General features: G+C 72.5%; 15 protein-coding genes. 9 read left to right on the top strand and 6 right to left on the bottom strand.

What is annotated here, in order from left to right; all coding sequences use genetic code 11:
* Genes E9998_RS21110 through E9998_RS25545 form a run of 4 tightly spaced genes read right to left on the bottom strand, consistent with a single transcriptional unit; the run spans position 1 to position 5,480 of the window.
* Complete coding sequence (locus tag E9998_RS21110) at positions 1-834, bottom strand: energy-coupling factor transporter transmembrane component T family protein (protein WP_136531674.1); 834 nt, start codon at positions 832-834, stop codon at positions 1-3.
* A complete protein-coding gene (locus tag E9998_RS21105) occupies positions 834-2,537 on the bottom strand; it encodes an ABC transporter ATP-binding protein (protein WP_136531701.1) in 1,704 nt (567 codons plus the stop codon). The genes E9998_RS21110 and E9998_RS21105 overlap by 1 nt, the downstream gene beginning before the upstream one ends.
* Positions 2,534-3,424 (bottom strand): DUF8171 family membrane protein, encoded by an 891-nt coding sequence (locus E9998_RS21100; protein ID WP_136531673.1) that lies wholly within the window; start codon positions 3,422-3,424, stop codon positions 2,534-2,536. The genes E9998_RS21105 and E9998_RS21100 overlap by 4 nt, the downstream gene beginning before the upstream one ends.
* Positions 3,425-3,470: 46 nt before the next feature.
* Positions 3,471-5,480 carry an HAD family hydrolase gene (locus E9998_RS25545; protein ID WP_204745578.1) on the bottom strand — a complete coding sequence of 670 codons (2,010 nt, stop codon included), beginning with the start codon at positions 5,478-5,480 and terminating at the stop codon, positions 3,471-3,473.
* 171 nt (positions 5,481-5,651) lie between these two features.
* Here E9998_RS25545 and E9998_RS21090 point away from each other — a divergent pair, with 171 nt between their 5' ends.
* Both E9998_RS21090 and E9998_RS21085 read left to right on the top strand, forming a co-directional pair.
* Positions 5,652-6,641, top strand: a complete 990-nt coding sequence (locus E9998_RS21090; RefSeq protein WP_192907132.1) for a LacI family DNA-binding transcriptional regulator — start codon at positions 5,652-5,654, stop codon at positions 6,639-6,641.
* Positions 6,642-6,717: 76 nt separating this feature from the next.
* Positions 6,718-7,815 carry a hypothetical protein gene (locus E9998_RS21085; RefSeq protein WP_136531671.1) on the top strand — a complete coding sequence of 366 codons (1,098 nt, stop codon included), beginning with the start codon at positions 6,718-6,720 and terminating at the stop codon, positions 7,813-7,815.
* Between the two features lie 8 nt (positions 7,816-7,823).
* Here the strand turns inward: E9998_RS21085 and E9998_RS21080 are convergent, their stop codons facing one another.
* Both E9998_RS21080 and E9998_RS21075 read right to left on the bottom strand, forming a co-directional pair.
* On the bottom strand, positions 7,824-8,759 hold the full coding sequence (locus tag E9998_RS21080; protein WP_136531670.1) for an SDR family oxidoreductase: 936 nt from the start codon (positions 8,757-8,759) through the stop codon (positions 7,824-7,826).
* Positions 8,760-8,880: 121 nt separating this feature from the next.
* Positions 8,881-9,543 (bottom strand): hypothetical protein, encoded by a 663-nt coding sequence (locus E9998_RS21075; RefSeq protein WP_136531669.1) that lies wholly within the window; start codon positions 9,541-9,543, stop codon positions 8,881-8,883.
* A gap of 428 nt (positions 9,544-9,971) precedes the next feature.
* Here E9998_RS21075 and E9998_RS21070 point away from each other — a divergent pair, with 428 nt between their 5' ends.
* The 7 genes from E9998_RS21070 to E9998_RS21040 form a co-directional block, all read left to right on the top strand.
* Positions 9,972-10,454: a hypothetical protein gene (locus tag E9998_RS21070; RefSeq protein WP_136531668.1), complete on the top strand. Its 483-nt coding sequence runs from the start codon at positions 9,972-9,974 to the stop codon at positions 10,452-10,454.
* A 77-nt stretch (positions 10,455-10,531) separates the two neighbouring features.
* The gene (locus E9998_RS21065; protein ID WP_136531667.1) at positions 10,532-12,355 is read left to right on the top strand and encodes an AfsR/SARP family transcriptional regulator; all 1,824 of its coding nucleotides are present in this window, start codon (positions 10,532-10,534) and stop codon (positions 12,353-12,355) included.
* A gap of 674 nt (positions 12,356-13,029) precedes the next feature.
* Complete coding sequence (locus E9998_RS21060; protein WP_158299920.1) at positions 13,030-14,310, top strand: ATP-grasp domain-containing protein; 1,281 nt, start codon at positions 13,030-13,032, stop codon at positions 14,308-14,310.
* Positions 14,307-16,004 carry a carbamoyltransferase N-terminal domain-containing protein gene (locus E9998_RS21055; RefSeq protein ID WP_136531665.1) on the top strand — a complete coding sequence of 566 codons (1,698 nt, stop codon included), beginning with the start codon at positions 14,307-14,309 and terminating at the stop codon, positions 16,002-16,004. Before E9998_RS21060 ends, E9998_RS21055 begins: the two co-directional genes overlap by 4 nt.
* 48 nt (positions 16,005-16,052) lie before the next feature.
* Entirely contained in the window at positions 16,053-17,792 is a 1,740-nt protein-coding gene (locus tag E9998_RS21050) for a carbamoyltransferase family protein (RefSeq protein WP_136531664.1), read from the top strand.
* A gap of 2 nt (positions 17,793-17,794) precedes the next feature.
* The gene (locus E9998_RS21045; RefSeq protein ID WP_136531663.1) at positions 17,795-18,742 is read left to right on the top strand and encodes a diiron oxygenase; all 948 of its coding nucleotides are present in this window, start codon (positions 17,795-17,797) and stop codon (positions 18,740-18,742) included.
* 19 nt (positions 18,743-18,761) lie between these two features.
* A partial coding sequence (locus E9998_RS21040) for an ATP-grasp domain-containing protein (protein ID WP_158299919.1) occupies positions 18,762-19,704 on the top strand: 943 nt, incomplete at its 3' end.

Genomic DNA, 19,704 nt, shown 5'->3' with positions numbered 1-19,704 from the left:
TCAGAAGTCGCGGGCGAAGACCGGGGCCAGTTCGCCGATGATGAACGCGCCCGCGATGAGGACGACCGTCACGAGGGCCAGGGCGAGGTCGCGCATCCGCAGCCGCAGGTAGGCCAGGCGGATGTCGCGGCCCTTGGCGCTCTCGCCCGCGAACGTGAAGCCGCGGGTCTCCAGGGCCTCCACGGTGGTGCGCGTCCGCTTGGCGGTGTTGAGCATCATCGGGTAGAAGCTGCGCACGAGCGTCGATCCGATGTGGACGGGGACGCGCCAGGCGAGGATTCCGCGCCGCTCCAGCGGGGCCGAGCGGAGGCGGTGGCCGTCCACGATGGTGTGGAACTCGTCCATGATGATCGGCAGCATCCGGTAGCCGTAGCTCACGCCGAAGCTCAGCAGCGGCGGCGCCTTCATGCTCACCAGCGCGTCCGAGAGCTTCTCGGGGTCGAGCGAGACGAACGCGGCCATGCTCGCGAGGGCGACCACCCCGAGCTTGAGGCTCAGCGTCACCAGGGCCGCGACGGTGTGCAGGTCCCCGTCGAAGAACCACGCCACCGCGAACAGGTACGCCGTCTCGGTCACGAGCCCGAACGCGAAGAGCCCCAGCACGAGCGGCCCGACCCGGCACAGCGCCACCGCCACCGCGGCGACGGCGAAGAGCGCGGCGAGGACGGTGATGTTGTGGGTGAGCCAGGGCGCCACCGCGAACACGGCGTACCAGCCGACGACCACGCGCGGGTCGAACCCGGCGAAGAGGCCGCCGCGGGTCGCGTACGCGGTGCGGAGCAGTTCGAGCTTGACCCATTCGACGCTGAGCACGTCCCGTTGGCGGCGCGCCATCAGCGGCCTCCGGCGAGCGCGGGCGCGAACGCGGCGGTGAACTCGGCGACGCTCAGCGGCGGCGGGTGGATGCCCAGTTCCCTGCCCAGGACGTTGATCTGGGGCGGCACGAGGTTGACGCGCTCGCACAGCGCGGCGTCGTCGAAGAGCCCGGCGGGCGTGGTGTCGGCGAGCACGCGGGCCTCGCCGAGGACGAGCACGCGCGTGGCCCATTCGGCCACGAGCTGCATGTCGTGGGTGGCGACGACGACGCATCGGATGCGTTCGGCGAGCGCGGCGAGCATGGCGATCACGTCGTTCCTGGTGGCGGTGTCGAGGCTGGCGGTCGGCTCGTCGAGGAGGAGGAGCGCGGGGGCCATGGCGAGTCCGATGCCGAGGGTGGTGCGGCGCTGCTGGCCGCCGGAGAGGGTGCGGCCGTCGCGGTCGGCGAAGTCGGTGAGACGCAGGCGTTCGAGGACGTCGTCCACGACGGCGGCCGCGTCGGGGCGGCGGCGCTGCTCGGGGAACATCGCGATCTCCTGGCGCACCGAGTCGTTGAGGAACATCTGCTCGGGGTGCTGGTAGAGGTAGCAGACGCGGTCGGCGAGGCGGGCGGGCTTGACGGTGCGCGTGTCGGTGCCGTCGACCTCGACGGTGCCCTTGCGGGGCACGTTGAGTCCGGTGAGGAGTCGCAGCAGTGTGGACTTCCCGGCGCCGTTGGAGCCGACGAGGGCGATCCGCTCGCCTTCGCGGAAGGCGAGGTCGACCGCGTCGAGCACTGTGGAGACCTTGCCGCGGACGTCCTTGTAGCCGTGGGTGACGCCGGTGAGGCGCGCGATCACGGGCCCGGGCGCGGGGGCCTCGGGCTGGGGCGGCCTGGGGCCGGGTGCGAGGCCCGCGTCCCGGATGCATTGGGCCGCTTCGGCGACGGTGAGCGGCACGGGCGCTCCGGGTGTGAGTTCGGCGGCGGCGGCGATGATCTGCGGGGCGGGGATGCCGTGCACGGCGAGTTCGGCGCGGCGGGCGAGGGCCTCGCGCACCGGCAGGTGCCAGCGGACCCGCCCGTCGGACATGAGGACGACGCTGCGCGCGTACCGGGCGATGAACTCGGCGTGGTGCTCGATCACGACGATCGTGGTGCCGCGCTCCTCGTTGACGCGCTTGAGCATCCGGTAGGTCTCCTCGGCGCGCGCCGGGTCGAGTTCGGCGACCGGCTCGTCCACGACGATCACGGCGGGGTCCATGGCGAGGACCCCCGCGAGCGCGGTGAGGTGCTGCTGGCCGCCGGAGAGCTCCCACACGTACCGCTTCGCGAGGTGGTCGATCCCGAGCAGCCGCATGGCGGCCTCGCTGCGCTCGCGGTGGTCGGCGAGTCCGAAGTTGACGGGCCCGAAGGCGACGTCGTCGCGCACCGACGGCCGGACCAGCTGGTTCCCGAAGTCCTGGTAGACGTACCCGACGCGGTGCGACAGGGCCGCGACCGTGGCGTCCAGCGTGTCGATCCCGTCCACGTCGACCCGGCCCTCGAACTCGCCGGACCAGAAGTGGGGGACGAGCCCGTTGAAGGCCTTGCACAGGGTGGTCTTGCCCGAGCCGTTCCCGCCGATCACGGCGGTGAAGTCGCCGCGCCGGATGCGCAGGTCGACGCCCTTGAGGGTGGGCTCGGCGGCCCCGGGGTAGCGGAAGGCCAGGCCGTCGATGGCGATGACGTCGTCCACGGTCAGTCCTCCGAGCGGGCCCGGCGGCGGAGCGCCTTGGCGGACACGACGACGCCGATGAGCACGACGGCGCAGACGGCGACGCTCACCCACAGGAAGCCGAGCCCGTACCGGTCGATGAAGCCGGGCTCCCACACGCCGAACTTGACGTCGGCGGCTTCGAGGAACGCGAACACGCCCGAGGCGAGCATGAGGAACACGGCGAGCGAGACGAACGCGGCGGTCTGGCGGGCGCGGCCGGGCACCGGGTGCTCGGCGTCGCGCGGGGCCATGCCCATGAGCGGTTCGATCTTGCCGTGCAGGCGCCTCGCGAGGTACGCGGCCGGGATCGCTCCGAAGAGGACGCCGGTGATGAGGAGGTCCGAGGCGAACGCGAAGCCCTCGATGACGAGGACCGACTCGGGCAGGCCCTCGACGTACTCGGCGTCCTCCACGCCGACGACCACTTTGGACATGTCGATGATCCCGCCGACGCCCTTGTCGATGAGCACGGCGACGATCGCTGCCGTGGCGACCTGCCACCTGCGGCGCGGGTCGCGCACGAGCGAGCCGCCGACGTACAGGCCCAGCGAGAGCTGGAGGTAGCCCTCGACCTCGCCGATGCCGGAGAAGTCGCCCATGAGGAGGTCGACGAACACGATCTCGCCGAGCGGCGCGCCGAGCGCGGCGTACAGCGGGTGGAAGAGGCAGACCATGACCACCGGCACGAACGCCAGGTACGCCACCGACAGCTCGACGGGGCCGAGCTTGAACTCGGGTATCACTTCGGTGAAGATGTTCGCCAGCCCGAAGAGGGTCATCGACAGGACGAACACCATGAGCTTCTGCGAGGAGGTCAGGGACTGCGGGTCGGGGAGGACCCGGCGGGCCCGGGACGGGGCGGTCTCGGTCATGGGAGGGCCTTTCTCGGTGGGGGTCGGGCGGTCGTGAGGGCCGTGCTCAACGGGGGAGGGGCCGGGCGGATACGAGTACTTCGTGGATGGCGGACATGGACGGGAGGAGGAGGTCGGGCCGGTCGGCTCCGGTCGCCTCGGCGAGTTCGGGGGCCGAGGGCGAGCCGCCCTCGACGATGACGGCGGTCCCGACGCCCGCCGCGCGGGCGGCCCTGACGTCGCGCCACGGCTTGTCGCCGACGAACCAGCACTCGCCCGGGTCGACCCCGAGCGCGCGGGACGCGGCCAGCACCAGGGCCGGGTCGGGCTTGCGGCGCCCGACCTCGTCGGAGTACGCGTTCGCGCCGATCAGCTCGGCCACACCGGCGTCGGCGAGTCGGCGGCGGCCCTCCCGGCCGCAGATCGTGTTCGACACGATCCCGACCGCGATCCCCTCGGTCCGGCACCATTCGAGGAGACCGGTCACGCCTTCGCGAAGGCGCGCACGGGACTTCGCCCGCGCGTACTCCTCGGTCAGCGCCACCGCCTCGGCCAGCAGCCAGTCCCGCGCCGAGACCGGCAGCGCCGCCGCCGCGTGCTCGCCCCAGAACGCCGCCGGGGTGATCTCGCGCCAGATCGAGCGGCCGTCCTCATCGGACTCCGGCGTCCGCTTCGCCGCCCGGTAGGCGTCGAGCGCGTACGCGAGTGCGTCGCCCATGAGCAGGTCCGTCACCGGATGCCCGGCCGCCCGGAGACGGGCGGCCGTGCGGTTCACGAAGCCCGCCAGGGCTTCCGGTGTCTTCACGGAGGTGACCAGCACGCCGCCCTGATCGAGGAGCAGCGCCCGCGGCCGCGACGGGAGGCCGTCGGCGCCTGCGCCGTCCGTGGCCGCCGAAAGGGGCTCGGCGCCGCGTGCCGGAACCTGAACGGCCGCAGGTCCGGTGTCACCGGCCTCGGGGCTCGGGCGGGGAGCGCCGACCGCCGCCGCATACGGCTCGGCATCGTGCGCCGGGACACGGCTGGTGGCGACCTGAGTGCCCTCGCCGGAGTCCGACTCGGTGCGAGCCGGGTTCGGTCGGGTCGGAACCGATCGGCCCGCAATCGGATCGAACTGACCGCCGCTCGCAGCGCGGCCCCCCGCGGGGCCGCCGTCAGGGATGGCGGGGCCCGGCCCGACGGGCGGGATCGGGCGCGACCCTGAGTGCGGCCGAGTCGGATTCACCGCCCCCGCAACCTGATCGGACCCGCCGCCGGTGACCGCGGCACCCGCCTCCGCGGCTCCCGCGAGGACCGGGATCAGTCCCTCCGGGGTGTCGAACACTGCGTCCGCCTTCTCCGCCACCGGGAACGGCGGGGTGTCGGTGTGCTTCGAGCGCGTCAGGACCACGCCGCCGGCGCCGGCGCGGCGGCCGGCCTGGACGTCGCGGTCCTGGGTGTCGCCGACGTACCAGCAGCGCTCGGGCACGGTGCCGAGCGCGGCGGCGGCGCGGCGGATCATGTCCGGGTGCGGCTTGCGGATGCCGACCTCGTCGGAGTAGAGCTGCACGTCCACGAGCACGTCGAGTCCGAAGCGGCGCATGAGGTTCCGGTGGGAAAGACCGGAGTGCGCGTTCGAGACGATGCCGACCCGCACGCCGAGGCCGCGGGCGAGGCGCAGCAGCTCGGCGGCGCCGGGGCGCACGCGGTGGTCGCTCAGGAGCGGGTTGATCGCGGCCATGAGCTCGCGGCCGTCCCCGGCCGCGACGGCGCGCACCGCCGCAGGTTGGTCCGAGAGCAGGAAGTCCTCCCACAGCGCGCGGTGCGTCAGCTCGACCGGCACGAGCGTGCGGCTCATCGCGTGCTTCCAGTGCTTGAGCGCGCCGAGACCGGCCTCTATGGATGAAAGGAGCGATGCCGTCGTGACCTCGTGCCCTGCCCTGGAGAGGCGTTCGCGCACCAGCTCGGCGGCGCGGCGGCGCCCGTCCGGGCGCTTCTCGGTCTCGAAGACCACGCCGCCGAAGTCGAGCAGCAGCGCGTCGGGGCGCACGGCGAGGGCGGCGACCGGCTCGGTCAGGGCGGTGGCAGGGCGGTCGGTCACGGGCGCTCCAGTCGTGTCGGGGGTTCGCATGACCAGACTCGGGCCGCCGGGTGTCCGCGGGGCCCGCGCCCGGTGAACGGGACCCGAACAGGACTGGAACGTTCCAGAATCCCTGGTCCGCAAGGGTGTTCCCGGTTGCCGCGCCCGACCGCGAGTGGTCATCATGGTCGGGTGACTGCGAACCGGACCCGCCGCCCGACGATCGTCGACGTGGCCGCCCACGCGGGCGTCTCCAAGTCTCTCGTCTCGCTCGCCCTCCGCGGCGACGACGGCGTGGGCGCCGCGACCCGCGACCGCATCCTCCGCTCCGCGGCCGAACTCGGCTACCGCCTCAACGCCCAGGCGCGCGCCCTCGTCCAGGGCCGCACCGGACAGATCGGCGTCGTCGTCACCGACCTGCGCAACCCCTACCACGCCGAAGTCGCACTCGGCGTTGAGGAAGCGGCCGAATCAGAGGGCCTGGGCACCTTCCTCGCCAACGGCCGCCGCGACCCCGCTCGCCTCGCCGCCCACGTCGAGGCCATGATCGGGCACAACGTCGAAGGCCTCGTCGTCGTCAGCTCCAGAGTGGACCCGGACATCCTCGCGGCCGCCGCCGACCGCCTCCCCGTGGTCGTCGTCGGCCGTCCCGAGACGCGCACCCCGGGCGTCGACTCGGTCGCCAACGACGACGCCGCCGGGGCGGGCCTCGCCGCCGAACACCTCATCGCCCTCGGCCACAAGGACATCGCCTACGCCACCGCCTCGAACCGGCCCGCCGCCCGCAGCCGCCTCCTCGGCTACGAGACCGCCCTCGCCGCCGCGGGCCTGCGCCCCCGCGTCCACCGCCTCCCCGACGCGCACCGCCGCGACGCCGTCGACGCCCTTTTGGACTCCGGCGCGACCGCCGTCATGGCGAACAACGACGTGCTCGCCGTCGAATGCCTCGGCCGCGCCCACGAACGCGGCCTCGCCGTCCCCGAACGCCTCGCCCTCACCGGCTACGACGACACCGAGCTCGCCGCCCGCGCCTGGCCCCGCCTCACCAGCGTCGACCAGCATCGCCCGCTCCTCGGCGCGACCGCCCTCGCCCTCCTCGCCTCCCGGCTCGGCGGCCGCACCGAGGACCGGCACGAGATCATCCCGCCGACCCTCGTCCCAAGGGCCTCGACCGTCCCGTGACCGAACGAGGACGGACTCGTGGCGGCCGCTCGTACCGTTCCGACGTGACCTGTCCCGCGACACGACCGGAGCCACGATGACCGAACCCGAGGCGACCGGGCTCCGCGCCCGCCGCCCCGTCCTCGTCGCCGCCGTCGCGGTCGGCACCCTGACCATGGGCGCCACCTTCGCCGGCTCCGTCGTCAACCTGCTCACCGGCACCGCCGCGCTCGCCATCGCCGCCACCGGCGCCGTCCTCGCGGGCATGGCCTCGATCATCGCCATGACCGTGACCGGCCCGGCCGCCGCCGAGCGCGAACGCCGCGCCCCCGCGGTCTGGACCTGGCCCGACCTGGCCGGGCACCCGCTCGAAGCCGTCCGCAACATCCGCCTGCCGCTCGCCTGCACCCTCGCGATCGCCGCGGCGGTGACGATCCCCGATCCGGTCGTCGCCGCGATCCCCTTGCGGGGCTTGGCGGCCGAGCACGCCGGCCTCCTCCTGCCCGTCGCCGCGGGCGCCTGGTCCCTGCTCGCCGCGATGGCCGCCCAGGGCTGGAACCTCGACCACCGGGACGAGCAGCGCGGCGCGGGCCTCGACGCGCTCCTCACCTACAGCCTCGCCGCCGCCGCGGGCCTGTGGATCGGCACCGCCACCCAGCCCTACATCGGACTCTTCACCGCCGCCGGGGTCATGCTCCACCTCACCGCCGTCGCCGGCCGCTTCGAAGACGACTGCTACGACAACGGCCCCGTCCCGCTCCTGCTCTCGGGAGCCGCCGTCACCGGAGCCGCCCTCGTGGCCGCGCACACCGGCGCGAACCCCATCGGCGTCGTCCTCGCCGCCGCGGGCGCCCTCGCCGCCGTGAGCCTCCCCGCGGCGATCCGCGACGACCCCTCCGACTTCCCCACGGGCGTCCTCGAATTCGTCCCGCTCGCCGTCCTCGCGATCATGGCCCTCACCCTCGACCCCTGGTGGTTCGCCCCCGCGCTCCTCACCTTCACCGCCGCCGTCGCCAACTCCAGCGGCGGCCACCACGACGCCCCCCGCCCCTCCAACGGCGCCGCCTTCGTCGCCCGCTGGTTCGGCCCTCTCAACCGCCCCGCCACGACCCTCACCGTCCTCACCGTCCTCGCCACCCTCTACCTAGCCGCGTCCCTCGCCTTCCCGGAACTGCCCGTGCCCGAAGGTCGCTGAACGCCAGTTCAGGTCGGGAAGGCGCTGCCGGTGAGGCGTTCGGAGAGGGCCCAGACGCGGGCGGCGTCGTCGGTGGGGCGCAGGGGCCGGTAGAGGGGCTGCGGGGCGGGCGGGCCGCCGAGGTGGCCGGGGCCTTTGGGGCCGTAGAGGACTCCGGGTTCGCCGGTGGTTGCGGCGAGCAGCGCGGGGAGCCTGGCGGACTCGACGGTGCCGAAGAGGACGCCGCGGGCCGAGAGGGCCCGGATGAGGCGCACCGCGGCGGTGTCGCGGTCGCGGCCGAGTTCGGGCCGGGCGGCGAGGAGGTTCGTGGGGGCGACGCCGGGATGCGAGAGGTTGCTGGAGACGCCCCAGCCGGCGGCGCGGCTGCGGCGGTCGAGTTCGAGTCCGAACAGGCCGAAGGCGATCTTCGACTGGCTGTAGGCGCGCCGCCCGTGGTAGCCGTGCTCCCAGTTCGGGTCCGCCCAGTTGACGCGCCCGCGCCTCGCCGCGACGCTCACCTGCGAGGTCACCCGGGCCCGGCCCGCCCGGAGCAGCGGCAGCAGACCCGCCACGAGCGCGAAGTGCCCGAGGTGGTTGGTGCCGAACTGGAGCTCGAAACCGTCGGCGGTCGTCTGCCGGTCGGGCGGCGTCATGACCCCCGCGTTGTTGACCAGCACGTGCACCGGCAGGCCCTCGTCGGCCATCTCCTTCGCGAACGCGCCCACCGACGCCAGCGAGGACAGGTCCAGGCTCCGCAGCACCACCGCGGCCCCGGGCACCGCCGCGCGGATGCGCTCGGCGGCCCGCTCCCCCTTGGCGGGGTTGCGCACGGGCATGACCACCTCCGCGCCAGCGGCGGCGAGGCGCTCGGCGATGCCGAGCCCCATGCCGTCGCTCGCGCCGGTGACCACGGCGCGCTTTCCGCTCAGATCCCGCAGTGCGACCTCGGCGATGTGACGTGTCATGGCGTTCCCCCTAGCGTCCCGGCCCAGACAACCACGATGCACCGCCGCCTGCGGCACAACCAGGGTTCGTCGATCCGTGGATCGCGCCCGAGACGCCGCCCGCGGCGCCTCGGGCGGGCGGCTACGGGATCGAAGCCTCGGTGATGGCCTCGGCGAGGCCGGTCAGGACGGCGAGCTCGGCGGCGCCGTCGCTCTCCTCGTCGCCGTAGACGATCTCGGCCTGGATGAACATGTTGCCGTCGAGGACCAGGAGCGTGTGGGTGTAGCCGAGGAAGGCGCAGCCGTCCTCCTGCGAGCCGAAGAAGTAGACCGCCTGCTCCCACGGGCCCTCGACGTCCTCGGTGACGGTGCAGCTCGCGCTGATGAGGCCCAGGTCGAACTCGTAGTCGCCGGCGGCGGCCTCCAGGTCCTCCTGGTCGGCCTTCTGGGTGACGTAGAAGGAGGCCGTGGAGAACTCGCCGGCCTCCAGCACGGCCGTCATGTAGCACTCCGAGCCGCCGAAGAACTCGTTGATGCCCGCCTCGGTCTCCTCGTCGTCCACGGTGATGTACGTCGAGACCTCCGGTTCGATCACCTCGCAGACGTCCTCGACCAGCGCGTGCGCGGCCCCGGAGGGCTCGGCCTCGGTGGTGGGCTCCTCGGCGGGTGTCGTCGGTTCCTCCTCGGTGCTCGGCTCGGCCTCGCTCGTCACGAGGCTCGCCGGAGGGTCCTCATCGGACTGGAACACCTTCGTGAGGACGACCGCGGCCGTGGCGAGCACCAGGACCAGCACCGCCCCGAGCACGAGGTACACCTTCGGGAACCCGTTGCCGCCGTTCGGCGGCGGCCCGGGAGGGTACTGACCGGGAGGCGGCCCGCCCGGCGGGCCGTACCCGGGCGGGAACTGTTGCGGGACCTGCGCGCCGGGGTGAGGCGGCCCGTTCGGGCCGGGAGGGAACTGCTGCGGGGGCTGCGCGCCGGGATGGTGCGGTCCGTTCGGGCCGGGCGGGGGATAGGACATGGGGGCCTTTCGTCGGTGCGATCGCCCGCGCGCGTCGACCGCGCCCGGACGGAGCTCCGGAGTCTGGCGCACGCCCGTACGGGAACGGCATCGCGCCCGCACGCCCCCAGTTAGCGCATCCGTATCGGGGCCGTAGCGGGCGGACCGAGACTGCACGCGTCCCGGACCGCCCGGTGCGGGACCGCCCACCCCGAACCCTTGGAGCCCTTGCGATGTCCCACCACCACCCCGATGCCCTCGGATTCTCGGAGATGCCCGGCGGCGGGAAGTTCGTCGTGGTCCTGCTCTGGATCCGCTTCGGCCTCGGCATCTGCGCCACCTTCGGCCTCATCACCCTTGTCAACGCGCTCAACGGGATGCCCGAAGCCGCCGCGCTGCTGCCCGACTGGTACGACGGCTTCGTCGCCTTCAGCGTCGTCCAGACCATCGTCTGGGTGATCCTCTACGCCGTGTTCGCGGTGCGGCTGCCGCAGCGCCGCCAGTCGGCCCGCACCGGCGTGATCACCCTGGAGATCGTCGGCCTCGCGCTCGCCGTCCTGAGCTTCGGCGCCATGCAGGGCACCTACAACGACCTCGCCGCCCAGGGCGCCGACTTCACCAGCACCTACGTGGGCAGCTGCCTCGGCGCGGTCATGTCCTTCATCGTCATCGGCATCCTCTCCGGCGCCGAGATGAAGAGCTGGTGCGACCGCTGACCCGCCGCACCGCCCGTCCTCCGCGGCCCGCCCTCGGGCCGCGGAGGACGAGTCCGAACCGCAGTTAGGAAGGTGCCGTGGAGTTCCGGATACTCGGTCCACTGGAGATCCGCGACGGCGACCGGTCGCCGTCGCCGCGAGGCGACCACCAGCGCCGACTGCTCGCGGTGCTGCTGCACGAGACCGGCGTCCCCGTCCCCGTCCCCGTCGACCGCCTCGTCGCGGCGCTGTGGGACGGCACCCCGCCCGAGACGGCGCAGCAGCAGATCCAGAACGTCGTCAGCGGCCTGCGCGGCGTCCTCGGCAACAGCCGGGACCGGCTGCGGACCTCCGGCCGCGGCTACCTCCTCGATGTCGCCGAAGACGAACTCGACCTGCTGCGATACCGCCGCCACGCCGCCGAGGCCCGCCGCGCCCGCGACCGCGGCGACCGCCCCGCGGCCCTGCGCGCCCTCCGCGCGGCCCTCGCCCAATGGCGCGGCCCCGCGCTCGCCGGACTCGGCGGCCGGTTCGTCGAAGGACTCTCGCGCCGCCTCGACGAGGAGCGGCTGTCGCTTTTGGAGCAACGGTTCCACCTCGAAGTCGAACTCGGCCACCACGAGTCCGCCGCCACCGAACTGCGCCTCCTGGTCGCCGAACACCCGCTTCGTCAACCGTTCACGGCCCAGCTCATGCTCGCCCTGCACCGGACCGGACGTTCGCCCGAGGCGCTGGCGGTCTACGCCCAGATCGCCTCGCGTCTCGCCGAGGACCTCGGCGCCGACCCCGGCCCCGCCCTGCTCAACTTGCACACCGCGATCCTCCGCGACGACCCCGACCTCAAGCCCGCCAGAACGGACCGAGTCGGGCATCTGCCGCCGCCCGTCGCCGCGTTCACCGGCCGGGACGCCGCCCTCGCGGCGCTCGACGCCGAGGCCGGCTCCGCCGTCACGGTCGTCACCGGGGCCGCCGGGATCGGCAAGACGACTCTGGCACTGCACTGGGCCCGCCGCGCGGCCGAACGTTTCCCCAGCGGCGCAATGCATCTCGACCTCCAGGGCTTCGGCCCGAACGAGAACGCGCTCGAACCCGCCGAGGCGACGAACCGTCTCCTGGCACTGCTCGGCGTCGACCTCGCCGGGGAGCCTTCGGCGCCCGAGGCCCGCACGGCCCTCTACCGCGAGGCGCTCGCGCGGACCCCGCGACTGCTGATCCTCGACAACGCACGCGACGCGGCCCAGGTGCGCCCGCTCCTGCCCGGGCCCGGCGGCGGCCGCACCCTCGTCGCCAGCAGGAACGACCTGGTCGGTCTGGCCGTCTCACACGAGGTGCGCTTCCTGCCGCTGGAACCCTTCACCCGAGCCGAGTCCCGCGCACTGCTCGAACGCCGCCTCGGCGCAGCGAGAACGGCCGCCGAGCCCGAGGCGATGCCGCGCCTCCTCGCCGCCTGCGCCGGGCTGCCCCTCGCCCTCGCCGTCACCGCCGCCCGGGCTGCCGCCCGCCCCGCGCTCACGCTCGACGCCCTCGCCGCCGAACTCGAATCCTCCCGCCTCGACGCGCTCACCGTCTTCGACCCCGAGACCGACCTCCGAGCCGTCCTCTCCTGGTCGTACCGCGCACTGCGACCCGATGCCGCCCAACTGTTCCGGCGCCTGGGCGCGCACCCCGAACCGCACTGGACCGCACCGGGCGCCGCGAGCCTCGCCGCGATCCCGATCGAACAGACCCGCGCGCTCCTGCGCGAACTCGCCTCCATGCACCTCGTCTGCGAAGACCGGCCCGGACGCTATTGCGTTCCCGATCTGCTGCACGAATACGCGGCTGAACTCGCGGAACTCCATGATCGGGATCGGAGCGATAGCGAATCGGTGACGCACATCTGCGGTCCGTCGCCGCGACCCGCGACGTATCGCGCCGCATGACTACTGCGAGGCGACGCGATCGCCATTCCTTAATGCACCGCCGGCGAATGTCGCCGACTTCGGCGAAAGGGCGCGAGTGTAGCACCGGAGAACGAATTCGGCGGTACAGCGCTCCCATTCATCGGGATCCACAGGGGCGCAAGGTGCACCCCGATACTACTGTGTCGGTTGTGAATCCGATGGCGGCGGCACGATCGCGGGCGAACGCGGTGCTCAACCGCTCTGCCGGGGCTGCAGCGGCGCCGGGCCTATGTCGGTGGTCATATTTCGAGGCACGGGATGACCTGGTGGAACGCACGAAGGCGAGTTCGTCCTGTGAGGTGAATCCGGCAACGCCGATTCGATTACGCACCAGTAATAGCGTCTGGTTCGCGGTCGTCACTGTGGAATCATATTGACGGGCATGCTTGACACACGCTCCCATGTCTCATACGATCGTCTACGGCTCAGGGCGCCTCGGCGCCTGCGGAAAACAGATCACATTGCGACCACGGACGCGCCCGGAATGCGGTCCGGACCTTCGTCGACCGCGATCCATCCCGACTGACAGCAGGGAGACTGCCGTGCCCGGAAAAAGGGTTCTCTTCGTCTATTCGCGCGGCGGCGCCCCACTCGAGTACGCATTCCCGAAGATCGCGGCGAAAGGCGAGTTGCACGTACTCGCATTGAAGCCGATGCCCGAGCATACACAACCACTGTGGAGCCAGCACTGCGCCTCGGTGACCCCGCGGTGGGACGTCGAGGTCGCGGGCGACGACCTCGTGGACCTCATCGTGGCCGAGGCCGAGCGCATCGGCGCCGACGCTATCGTGACTCTCTCCGAGTTCGCGGTCATCGCCGTCGCCGAGGCCGCCGCCCGGCTGGGCCTGCGCGGCGCCGGACCGAACGCCGTGCGCTCCAGGGACAAGCGCCTCATGCGGCGCGTGTGGGAGGACGCCGGCGTCCCCGTGCCGCGCTTCAGGGTCGTCGACTCCGCTGAGGACCTGCGCCGCGCCTTCGACGAGCTGACGGCGCCGATGCTGCTCAAATCCGCGTGGGGCGCAGGCGCCATCGGCCAGCTCGTGCTCGAACGCGAAGCCGACCTCGAAGGCGCGTGGGCGAAGGCGAACGAGGCGATGGTCCAGGCGCTCGACGCGGGCTACACCGAGATGCAGACCGCCGGTGCCGACGCCGACTTCCTGGTCGAGGAGGTCATCGACGCCACCATCGAGTCCTGGTGGGAGCCCGGCAGCGGCTACGGCGACTACCTCAGCGTCGAGGGCCTCGTGGTCGACGGCGTCTACCACCCCGTGTGCATCACCTCGCGCATCCCCACGATCCCGCCGTTCACCGAACTGAGCAACCTCGCGCCCTGCGCGCTTCCCGAAGCGGCGCAACGCGAGATCGAACAGACAGCCCGCGCCGCCGTGGACGCCCTCGGGCTCGGCACCTGCGGCACCCACACCGAACTCAAGCTGTGCGCCGACGGCCGCCTGTCGGTCCTCGAGTCGGCCGCCCGGCTCGGCGGCGTCATGGTCGCCCCCGAGATCGAGCACTGCTTCGGCATCGACATCGTCGGGATGCTCACCGACGCGCTCCTGGGCGAACCGGTCGACCCGCCCGCGGCCATGCTCACCGACCGCGACGCGACCGGCGCGGCCGGATCGCTCTCGCTCATCGCGACCGACTCGGCCGGGCGCCCCTGGAGCGACCACCCCGCCTGGGACGAGTCCCTAGTGGACTGGACCGGCGTGATCGACCCCGCCACCACCGTCACCGCCGTCCCCGGCCTGTGCATCACCGCGGGCACCCCCATGCCCGCCTACGACCTCACCAGCGGCGCGCTCGGCTACGGCGGCATCTTCTTCCTGCGCACCGCCTCCGCGGACCTGCTCGTCGCCGACTCCTACCACGTCCTCGACAACCTGGAGTCCCTGCTCGCCAAGGGACACGAATCGAGAAGGGCGGACGCATGATCGTCTGCGGCCTCAAACTCACCCACGACGGAGCGGTCGCGCTCATCGACGGCGACCGGCTCGTCTTCAGCGTCGAGATGGAGAAGCTCGGCAACGCCGCGCGGCACAGCCAGGTCGCCGACCTCGCCGTCGTCACCGAGCTGCTCGCCGAGTTCGGCTACAGCCCCGACCAGGTCGACCGCTGGGTGGTCGACGGCTGGGACGGCGCGAAGTACGGCCAGGCGAGCCTCGAAGCGGACGGCGAGCCGCTGCTGCTCCAGCTCGCCCCCTACCGCGAGACCGAGGCCGTGCCGAACCTCTTCGAGCCCGGCCACGACGGCACCCTGCCGATCGCGGGCCGCCCCCGGCCCTACACCAGCCACGTACACGTCGCCGGCCACGTCGCGAGCGCGTACGGCCTCAGCCCCTTCGGGCAGATCGGCGAGCCCGCGCTGGTCCTGGTGTGGGACGGCGGCTCCTTCCCGCGGCTCTACCACGTCGACCCCGACGGGACCGTGGAGAACGGCGGCGCGCTGTTCCCCCTCACCGGCCACGCGTACGCCGCCGCGGCGCACCACTTCGGACCGTTCCAATGGGACGAGAAGCCCGAGTCCGTCAACGAGGACCTCTCCGTTGCCGGCAAGCTCATGGCCTACATCGCCCTCGGCACCCCGAACGAGGACGTGATCACGGTCCTGCGGGCGAAGTTCGAAGAGCTCTTCACCGGGGACGGTCCGGTCGCCGTCGGCTACCGGAACGCGGTCGGCGGCTTCGGGTCCACCTCCGAACCCGTGCTGGACCACCTCCACCGGTACTTCGGCGAGGTCCAGCGACTCGTGCAGGGCGGCGAGGCCACCGACGCCGACGTCCTCGCCAGCGTCCACGTCCTCCTCGAACGCCTCCTCACCGAGCACCTGCGCTCCAAGGTGATCGACTGGAAGGGCGAGGGCCCCTGGAAGCTCTGCTTCGTCGGCGGCTGCGCGCTCAACATCAAGTGGAACTCCCGTCTCCGGGAGGTCGAGCTCTTCGACGAGGTGTGGGTGCCGCCCTTCCCGAACGACTCCGGCTCGGCCATCGGCGCGGCGGCCCTGGGCCGCGACAACCCCGCGGCGCCGGTCGCCTGGGACGTGCGCCTCGGACCCGACCTCAAGCCGACCCCGCGTGTCCCCGCCGGGTGGAGCACGACCGCCCTCGACGCGGGCGAGCTCGGGCGGCTCCTGCACCGCACCGGACAGGCCTGCGTCGTCCTCGACGGCCGCGCTGAGCTCGGGCCCCGCGCCCTCGGCGGGCGATCGATCATCGCCCCGGCCGTCTCACCGTCGATGAAGGACCTGCTGAACGAGGTCAAGGACCGCGAGCCGTACCGGCCCGTCGCCCCGATCTGCCTGGAGGAGCACGCGCCCGCGGTCTTCAGTCCGGGCACCCCCGACCCGTACATGCTCTTCGACCACGAGGTCCGGCCCGAATGGCTCGACCGCGTCCCCGCGATCGTCCACCTCGACGGCACCGCGCGGCTCCAGACGGTCGGCCCCGGCGACGGCGCGGTGCGCCGGATCCTGGAGGCCTACCACGCGGCCAGCGGCATTCCGGTGCTGTGCAACACGAGCGCGAACCTCAAGGGCAGCGGGTTCTTCCCCGACGTCGCGTCCGCCGTCGCCTGGGGGCAGGTGGACCTCGTCTGGAGCGACGGACTCCTCTACCGCCGCGACAGCTGACCGACCCCACCGCAGACCCTCCCTCCCACCACCATTGGAGCGCAACCGATGCCTTACATCCTCGGCGTCAACCTCAGCCACGACCGCTCGGCGGCCATCGTCAAGGACGGCGTGGTCCTCGCGGCGGTCGAAGAAGAGCGGCTCGACCGCATCAAGCACTCCGAGGGCTTCCTCGTGCAGGGCCACTTCGAGCGCCTCACGAAGATCATCCCGATCAAGGCCATCGCCTACTGCCTCGACGCGGCCGGCATCGGCGTCGACGAGGTCGACCTCATCGTCGGCAATCGGCCACTCGGCGACGGCACCGTGCGGCGCATCCTGCGCGACCTGCCGCTCAAGGACAAGAGCAAGGTCCACGCCTTTCCCCAACCCTCGCACCACCTCGCGCACGCGGCGACCGCGTTCTACACCTCGCCGTTCGACAGCGCCGCCGTCCTCGTCGTAGACCAGGCCGGCAGCCGCTCCGCCGGAGGCATGGTCGAGAAGCACACCCTGTTCACCGGCAGCGGCACCGAACTCACCCGCGTCGCGGCCACGGAGTACCCGGTCGACTACGGCGACATGAGCCTCGGGCTGTTCTACGACTTCTTCACCGCGAAGCTCGGGTTCACCACCCGGTACGGGACCCCGGATTTCGGCGTCTTTGAATGCGGCGGCTACCCCGAGGCCGGGAAGACGATGGGCCTGGCGCCCTACGGGACTCCGCGCCCGGACTGGGGCGAGTGGCTGACCTTCGACGGCTTCGACATCACCGTCTCCCAGGACGGCCTCGAACAGATCTGGAAGGGCATCGCCGCCGACGAGGGCGCCGAGTTCGAGTCGCTCACCGAGCGGCGCTGGGACTGCGCGTTCGCCAAGGACGTGGCCCGCAAGGTCCAGGACGAGCTGGAGCAGGCCATGCTCCACCTCGCCGCGGAGGCGCACCGGCGCACCGGCGAGACCCGGCTCTGCCTCGGCGGCGGCGTCATGCTCAACTCGGTCGCCAACCACCGCGTGCGCGCCGAAGGCCCCTTCGAGGAGGTTTTCATCCCCGCGCCCGCCGGCGACTCCGGCAACGCCGTCGGCGCGGCCCTGTACGGCTGGCACCGGATTCTGGAAGGCGGCCAGGAGCGGCGCGGCGAGATGACTACGGCCGCATACGGAGTGCGCTACCCCCGGGAGCGGGTCCTCGACGCGCTCGACGCGTACCGGGACGTGCTCGAATGGCGCGAGGCCCCGATCGCCGACGTCGCCGAGCTCCTCGCCGGGCACCGGATCGTCGCCTGGGTCAACGGCGGCTCCGAGATGGGCCCGCGCGCCCTCGGTCACCGCTCGATCCTCGCCGACCCCCGCCACCCGCGCGTGCGCGACTACCTGAACGAGACCGTCAAGCACCGCGAGCCGTTCCGCCCCTACGCGCCCTCCGTGCTCGCCGAGGCGGTCGAGGACTGGTTCGACTTCCGCGGCGAGAGCCCCTTCATGCTCTTGGTGCCCGAAGTCCTCCCCGAGCGCCGCGACGCGCTCCCGGCGGTGACCCATGTGGACGGCACCGCCCGCGTCCAGACCGTCGACGCCGCGGCCGATCCCGAGTACCACGAACTGATCAGCCGCTTCGCCGATCTCACGGGCGTGCCGATCGTCCTCAACACCTCGTTTAACGACAACGGCGAGCCGATCGTGGAGACCCCCGAGGACGCGCTGAGAACCTTCGCGCGCACCGAGATCGACCACCTCTACATCGAGGGGTACCTGGTCTCCAAGCCCGGGAGGGACCTGCCCGCGGACCACCCGGCGAGGACCGGGGAGTAGCGGTGTTCGCAGGCCGGGACCCGATGCCGCGGATCGAGGCGTTCCGCAACTGGTACGAGCGCGCCGGGGTGCGGTCGGAGCACCGCAAGCTCATCGACGCCGAGGACGACATCCACAAGGCGTTCTTCCCCGAGCACCTCGTGCCGCACCTCGACCATCCCCTCGTCGACCCCGGCGACCCGGTCCTGCGCCGCTACCTGACCGCGCAGCACGCCTTCCAGTGGCTGCGCTTCACGATGCACTTCGAGGTCGCGGTGGTCGTGCGGGCCTCGCAGAAGATCGCCGACGGGTCGAGCGGGCTCCACCTCCATGAGACCACCCGCATGGACGCCTACAAGATCGTCGTAGACGAGGGCTACCACTCGCTGTACAGCCTCGACGTGCTCCACCAGTTGGCGGGCCGCTCCGAGATCCCCGCCCTCGACTACGACTTCGGGCCGTTCATCGCCGGGCTCGACGCGGTCGGGGAGGACTTCCCGCAGCACCGCAGGCTCGTCGAACTGCTCCAGGTGGTCGTCTTCGAGACGCTCGTGACCTCGATCCTCTCCGACATCCCGCCCGACGAGAGCGTCGTGACGATCATGCGCGAGACCGTGCGCGAGCACGCGATCGACGAAGGGCGCCACCACGCGTTCTTCAGCGCGTTCTTCAAGCACCTGTGGAGCCAGCTCGACCCGCCGCTGCGCCGCCGCGTCGCCCACTACCTGCCGCCGCTGGTCCTGCGGTCGCTGCGCCCGGCGACCGACCCGGCCCGCGACGCCCTCCTGTCGGCCGGGTTCGGGCCCTCGAAGACCGCCGACATCATCGCCGACTCGTTCTCGAGCGACAAGGTGCTGGCCGGCATCCGGCACTCCGCGGCCAAGACCCTCCGCCTGTTCGAGGAGGTGGGCGTCCTCGACCAGCCGGGCGCCCGGGACGCGTTCACCGAGCAGGGACTCCTCCTGCCCTGAAGAAGAAACGGAGCCGCCGATGGACCTGCTGCTGATCATGGGGACCGGGCACGAGAAATTCCGCGAGTACCTTCTTGCCTCCGCGGCCGAGCAGGGCGTGCCGCTGTGGGCGCTCGACCCCGCCGAACCGACCTGGCAGACGAAGTACCTTGCGGGGCGAAGTGTCTGCGACGTGTACGACCCCGCCTCAGCCCTCGACGCGGTGCGCCGCGTCGCCGCCGAGCACCGCGTCCTCGGCGTCTACTGCTGGCACGAGGCCGCCATCCAGGCCGCCTCCGAAGCGGCCGCCGAACTCGGCCTGCCCGGCCCCTCGCCCGAGGCGGTGCGCGCGGTCCGCGACAAGTCCGCGACCCGCCGCGCGCTCACCGCCGCGGGACTGCCCCAACCCGCCTTCGCCGTCCTCGCCCCCGGCGACGACGGCACCGCCGCGGCGGCCCGCATCGGCTACCCGCTCGTCGTCAAGCCCGTCTCCCTCGGCGCGAGCCAAGGCGTGATCAAAGTGGACGAACCCGGTGGCCTCGCCGCCGCCGTCGCCGCCTCGCGGTCGACCATGCAGGCGGGCATGACCAACGACGGCACCCTCCTCTTGGAGCAGTACCTGGAAGGGCCCGAGATCAGCGTCGACGCCGCCGTCCACGAGGGGGAGTGCCGCCCGTACCTCCTGGCCCGCAAGGTCATCGGACCCGAGCCGTACTTCGAGGAGATGGGCCACACCGTCGACGCGGACGACCCCCTGCTCCGCGACCCCGACCTGCTCGCCCACCTCCAGGCAGCGCACGACGCCGTCGGCTGGCGGCACGGCAGCACCCACACCGAGTTCAAGCTCACCCCGGACGGCCCCGTCCTCGTGGAGATCAACGGCCGCCTCGGCGGCGACCTCATCCCCTACCTCGGCCTGCTCGCCAACGGCATCGACTCCGGGACCGTCGGCGCCCGCCTCGCCCTCGGCGAACGCCCCGACC

The organism is Glycomyces paridis, from assembly GCF_004912155.1.
In the GTDB taxonomy this organism is placed as follows: domain Bacteria; phylum Actinomycetota; class Actinomycetes; order Mycobacteriales; family Micromonosporaceae; genus Glycomyces; species Glycomyces paridis.
Note: the sequence above shows the minus strand (reverse complement) of the source record. Positions and strands in the feature narration are given on the sequence as shown.

What these genes read in the sequence shown, in the direction of transcription:
- E9998_RS21100 (WP_136531673.1), bottom strand. Translation starts at nt 3,424, where the DNA reads ATGACCGAGACCGCCCCGTCCCGGGCCCGCCGGGTCCTCCCCGACCCG.
- E9998_RS21050 (WP_136531664.1), top strand. Translation starts at nt 16,053, where the DNA reads ATGCCTTACATCCTCGGCGTCAACCTCAGCCACGACCGCTCGGCGGCC.
- E9998_RS21070 (WP_136531668.1), top strand. Translation starts at nt 9,972, where the DNA reads ATGTCCCACCACCACCCCGATGCCCTCGGATTCTCGGAGATGCCCGGC.
- E9998_RS21055 (WP_136531665.1), top strand. Translation starts at nt 14,307, where the DNA reads ATGATCGTCTGCGGCCTCAAACTCACCCACGACGGAGCGGTCGCGCTC.
- E9998_RS21110 (WP_136531674.1), bottom strand. Translation starts at nt 834, where the DNA reads ATGGCGCGCCGCCAACGGGACGTGCTCAGCGTCGAATGGGTCAAGCTC.
- E9998_RS21060 (WP_158299920.1), top strand. Translation starts at nt 13,030, where the DNA reads ATGCCCGAGCATACACAACCACTGTGGAGCCAGCACTGCGCCTCGGTG.
- E9998_RS21085 (WP_136531671.1), top strand. Translation starts at nt 6,718, where the DNA reads ATGACCGAACCCGAGGCGACCGGGCTCCGCGCCCGCCGCCCCGTCCTC.
- E9998_RS21080 (WP_136531670.1), bottom strand. Translation starts at nt 8,759, where the DNA reads ATGACACGTCACATCGCCGAGGTCGCACTGCGGGATCTGAGCGGAAAG.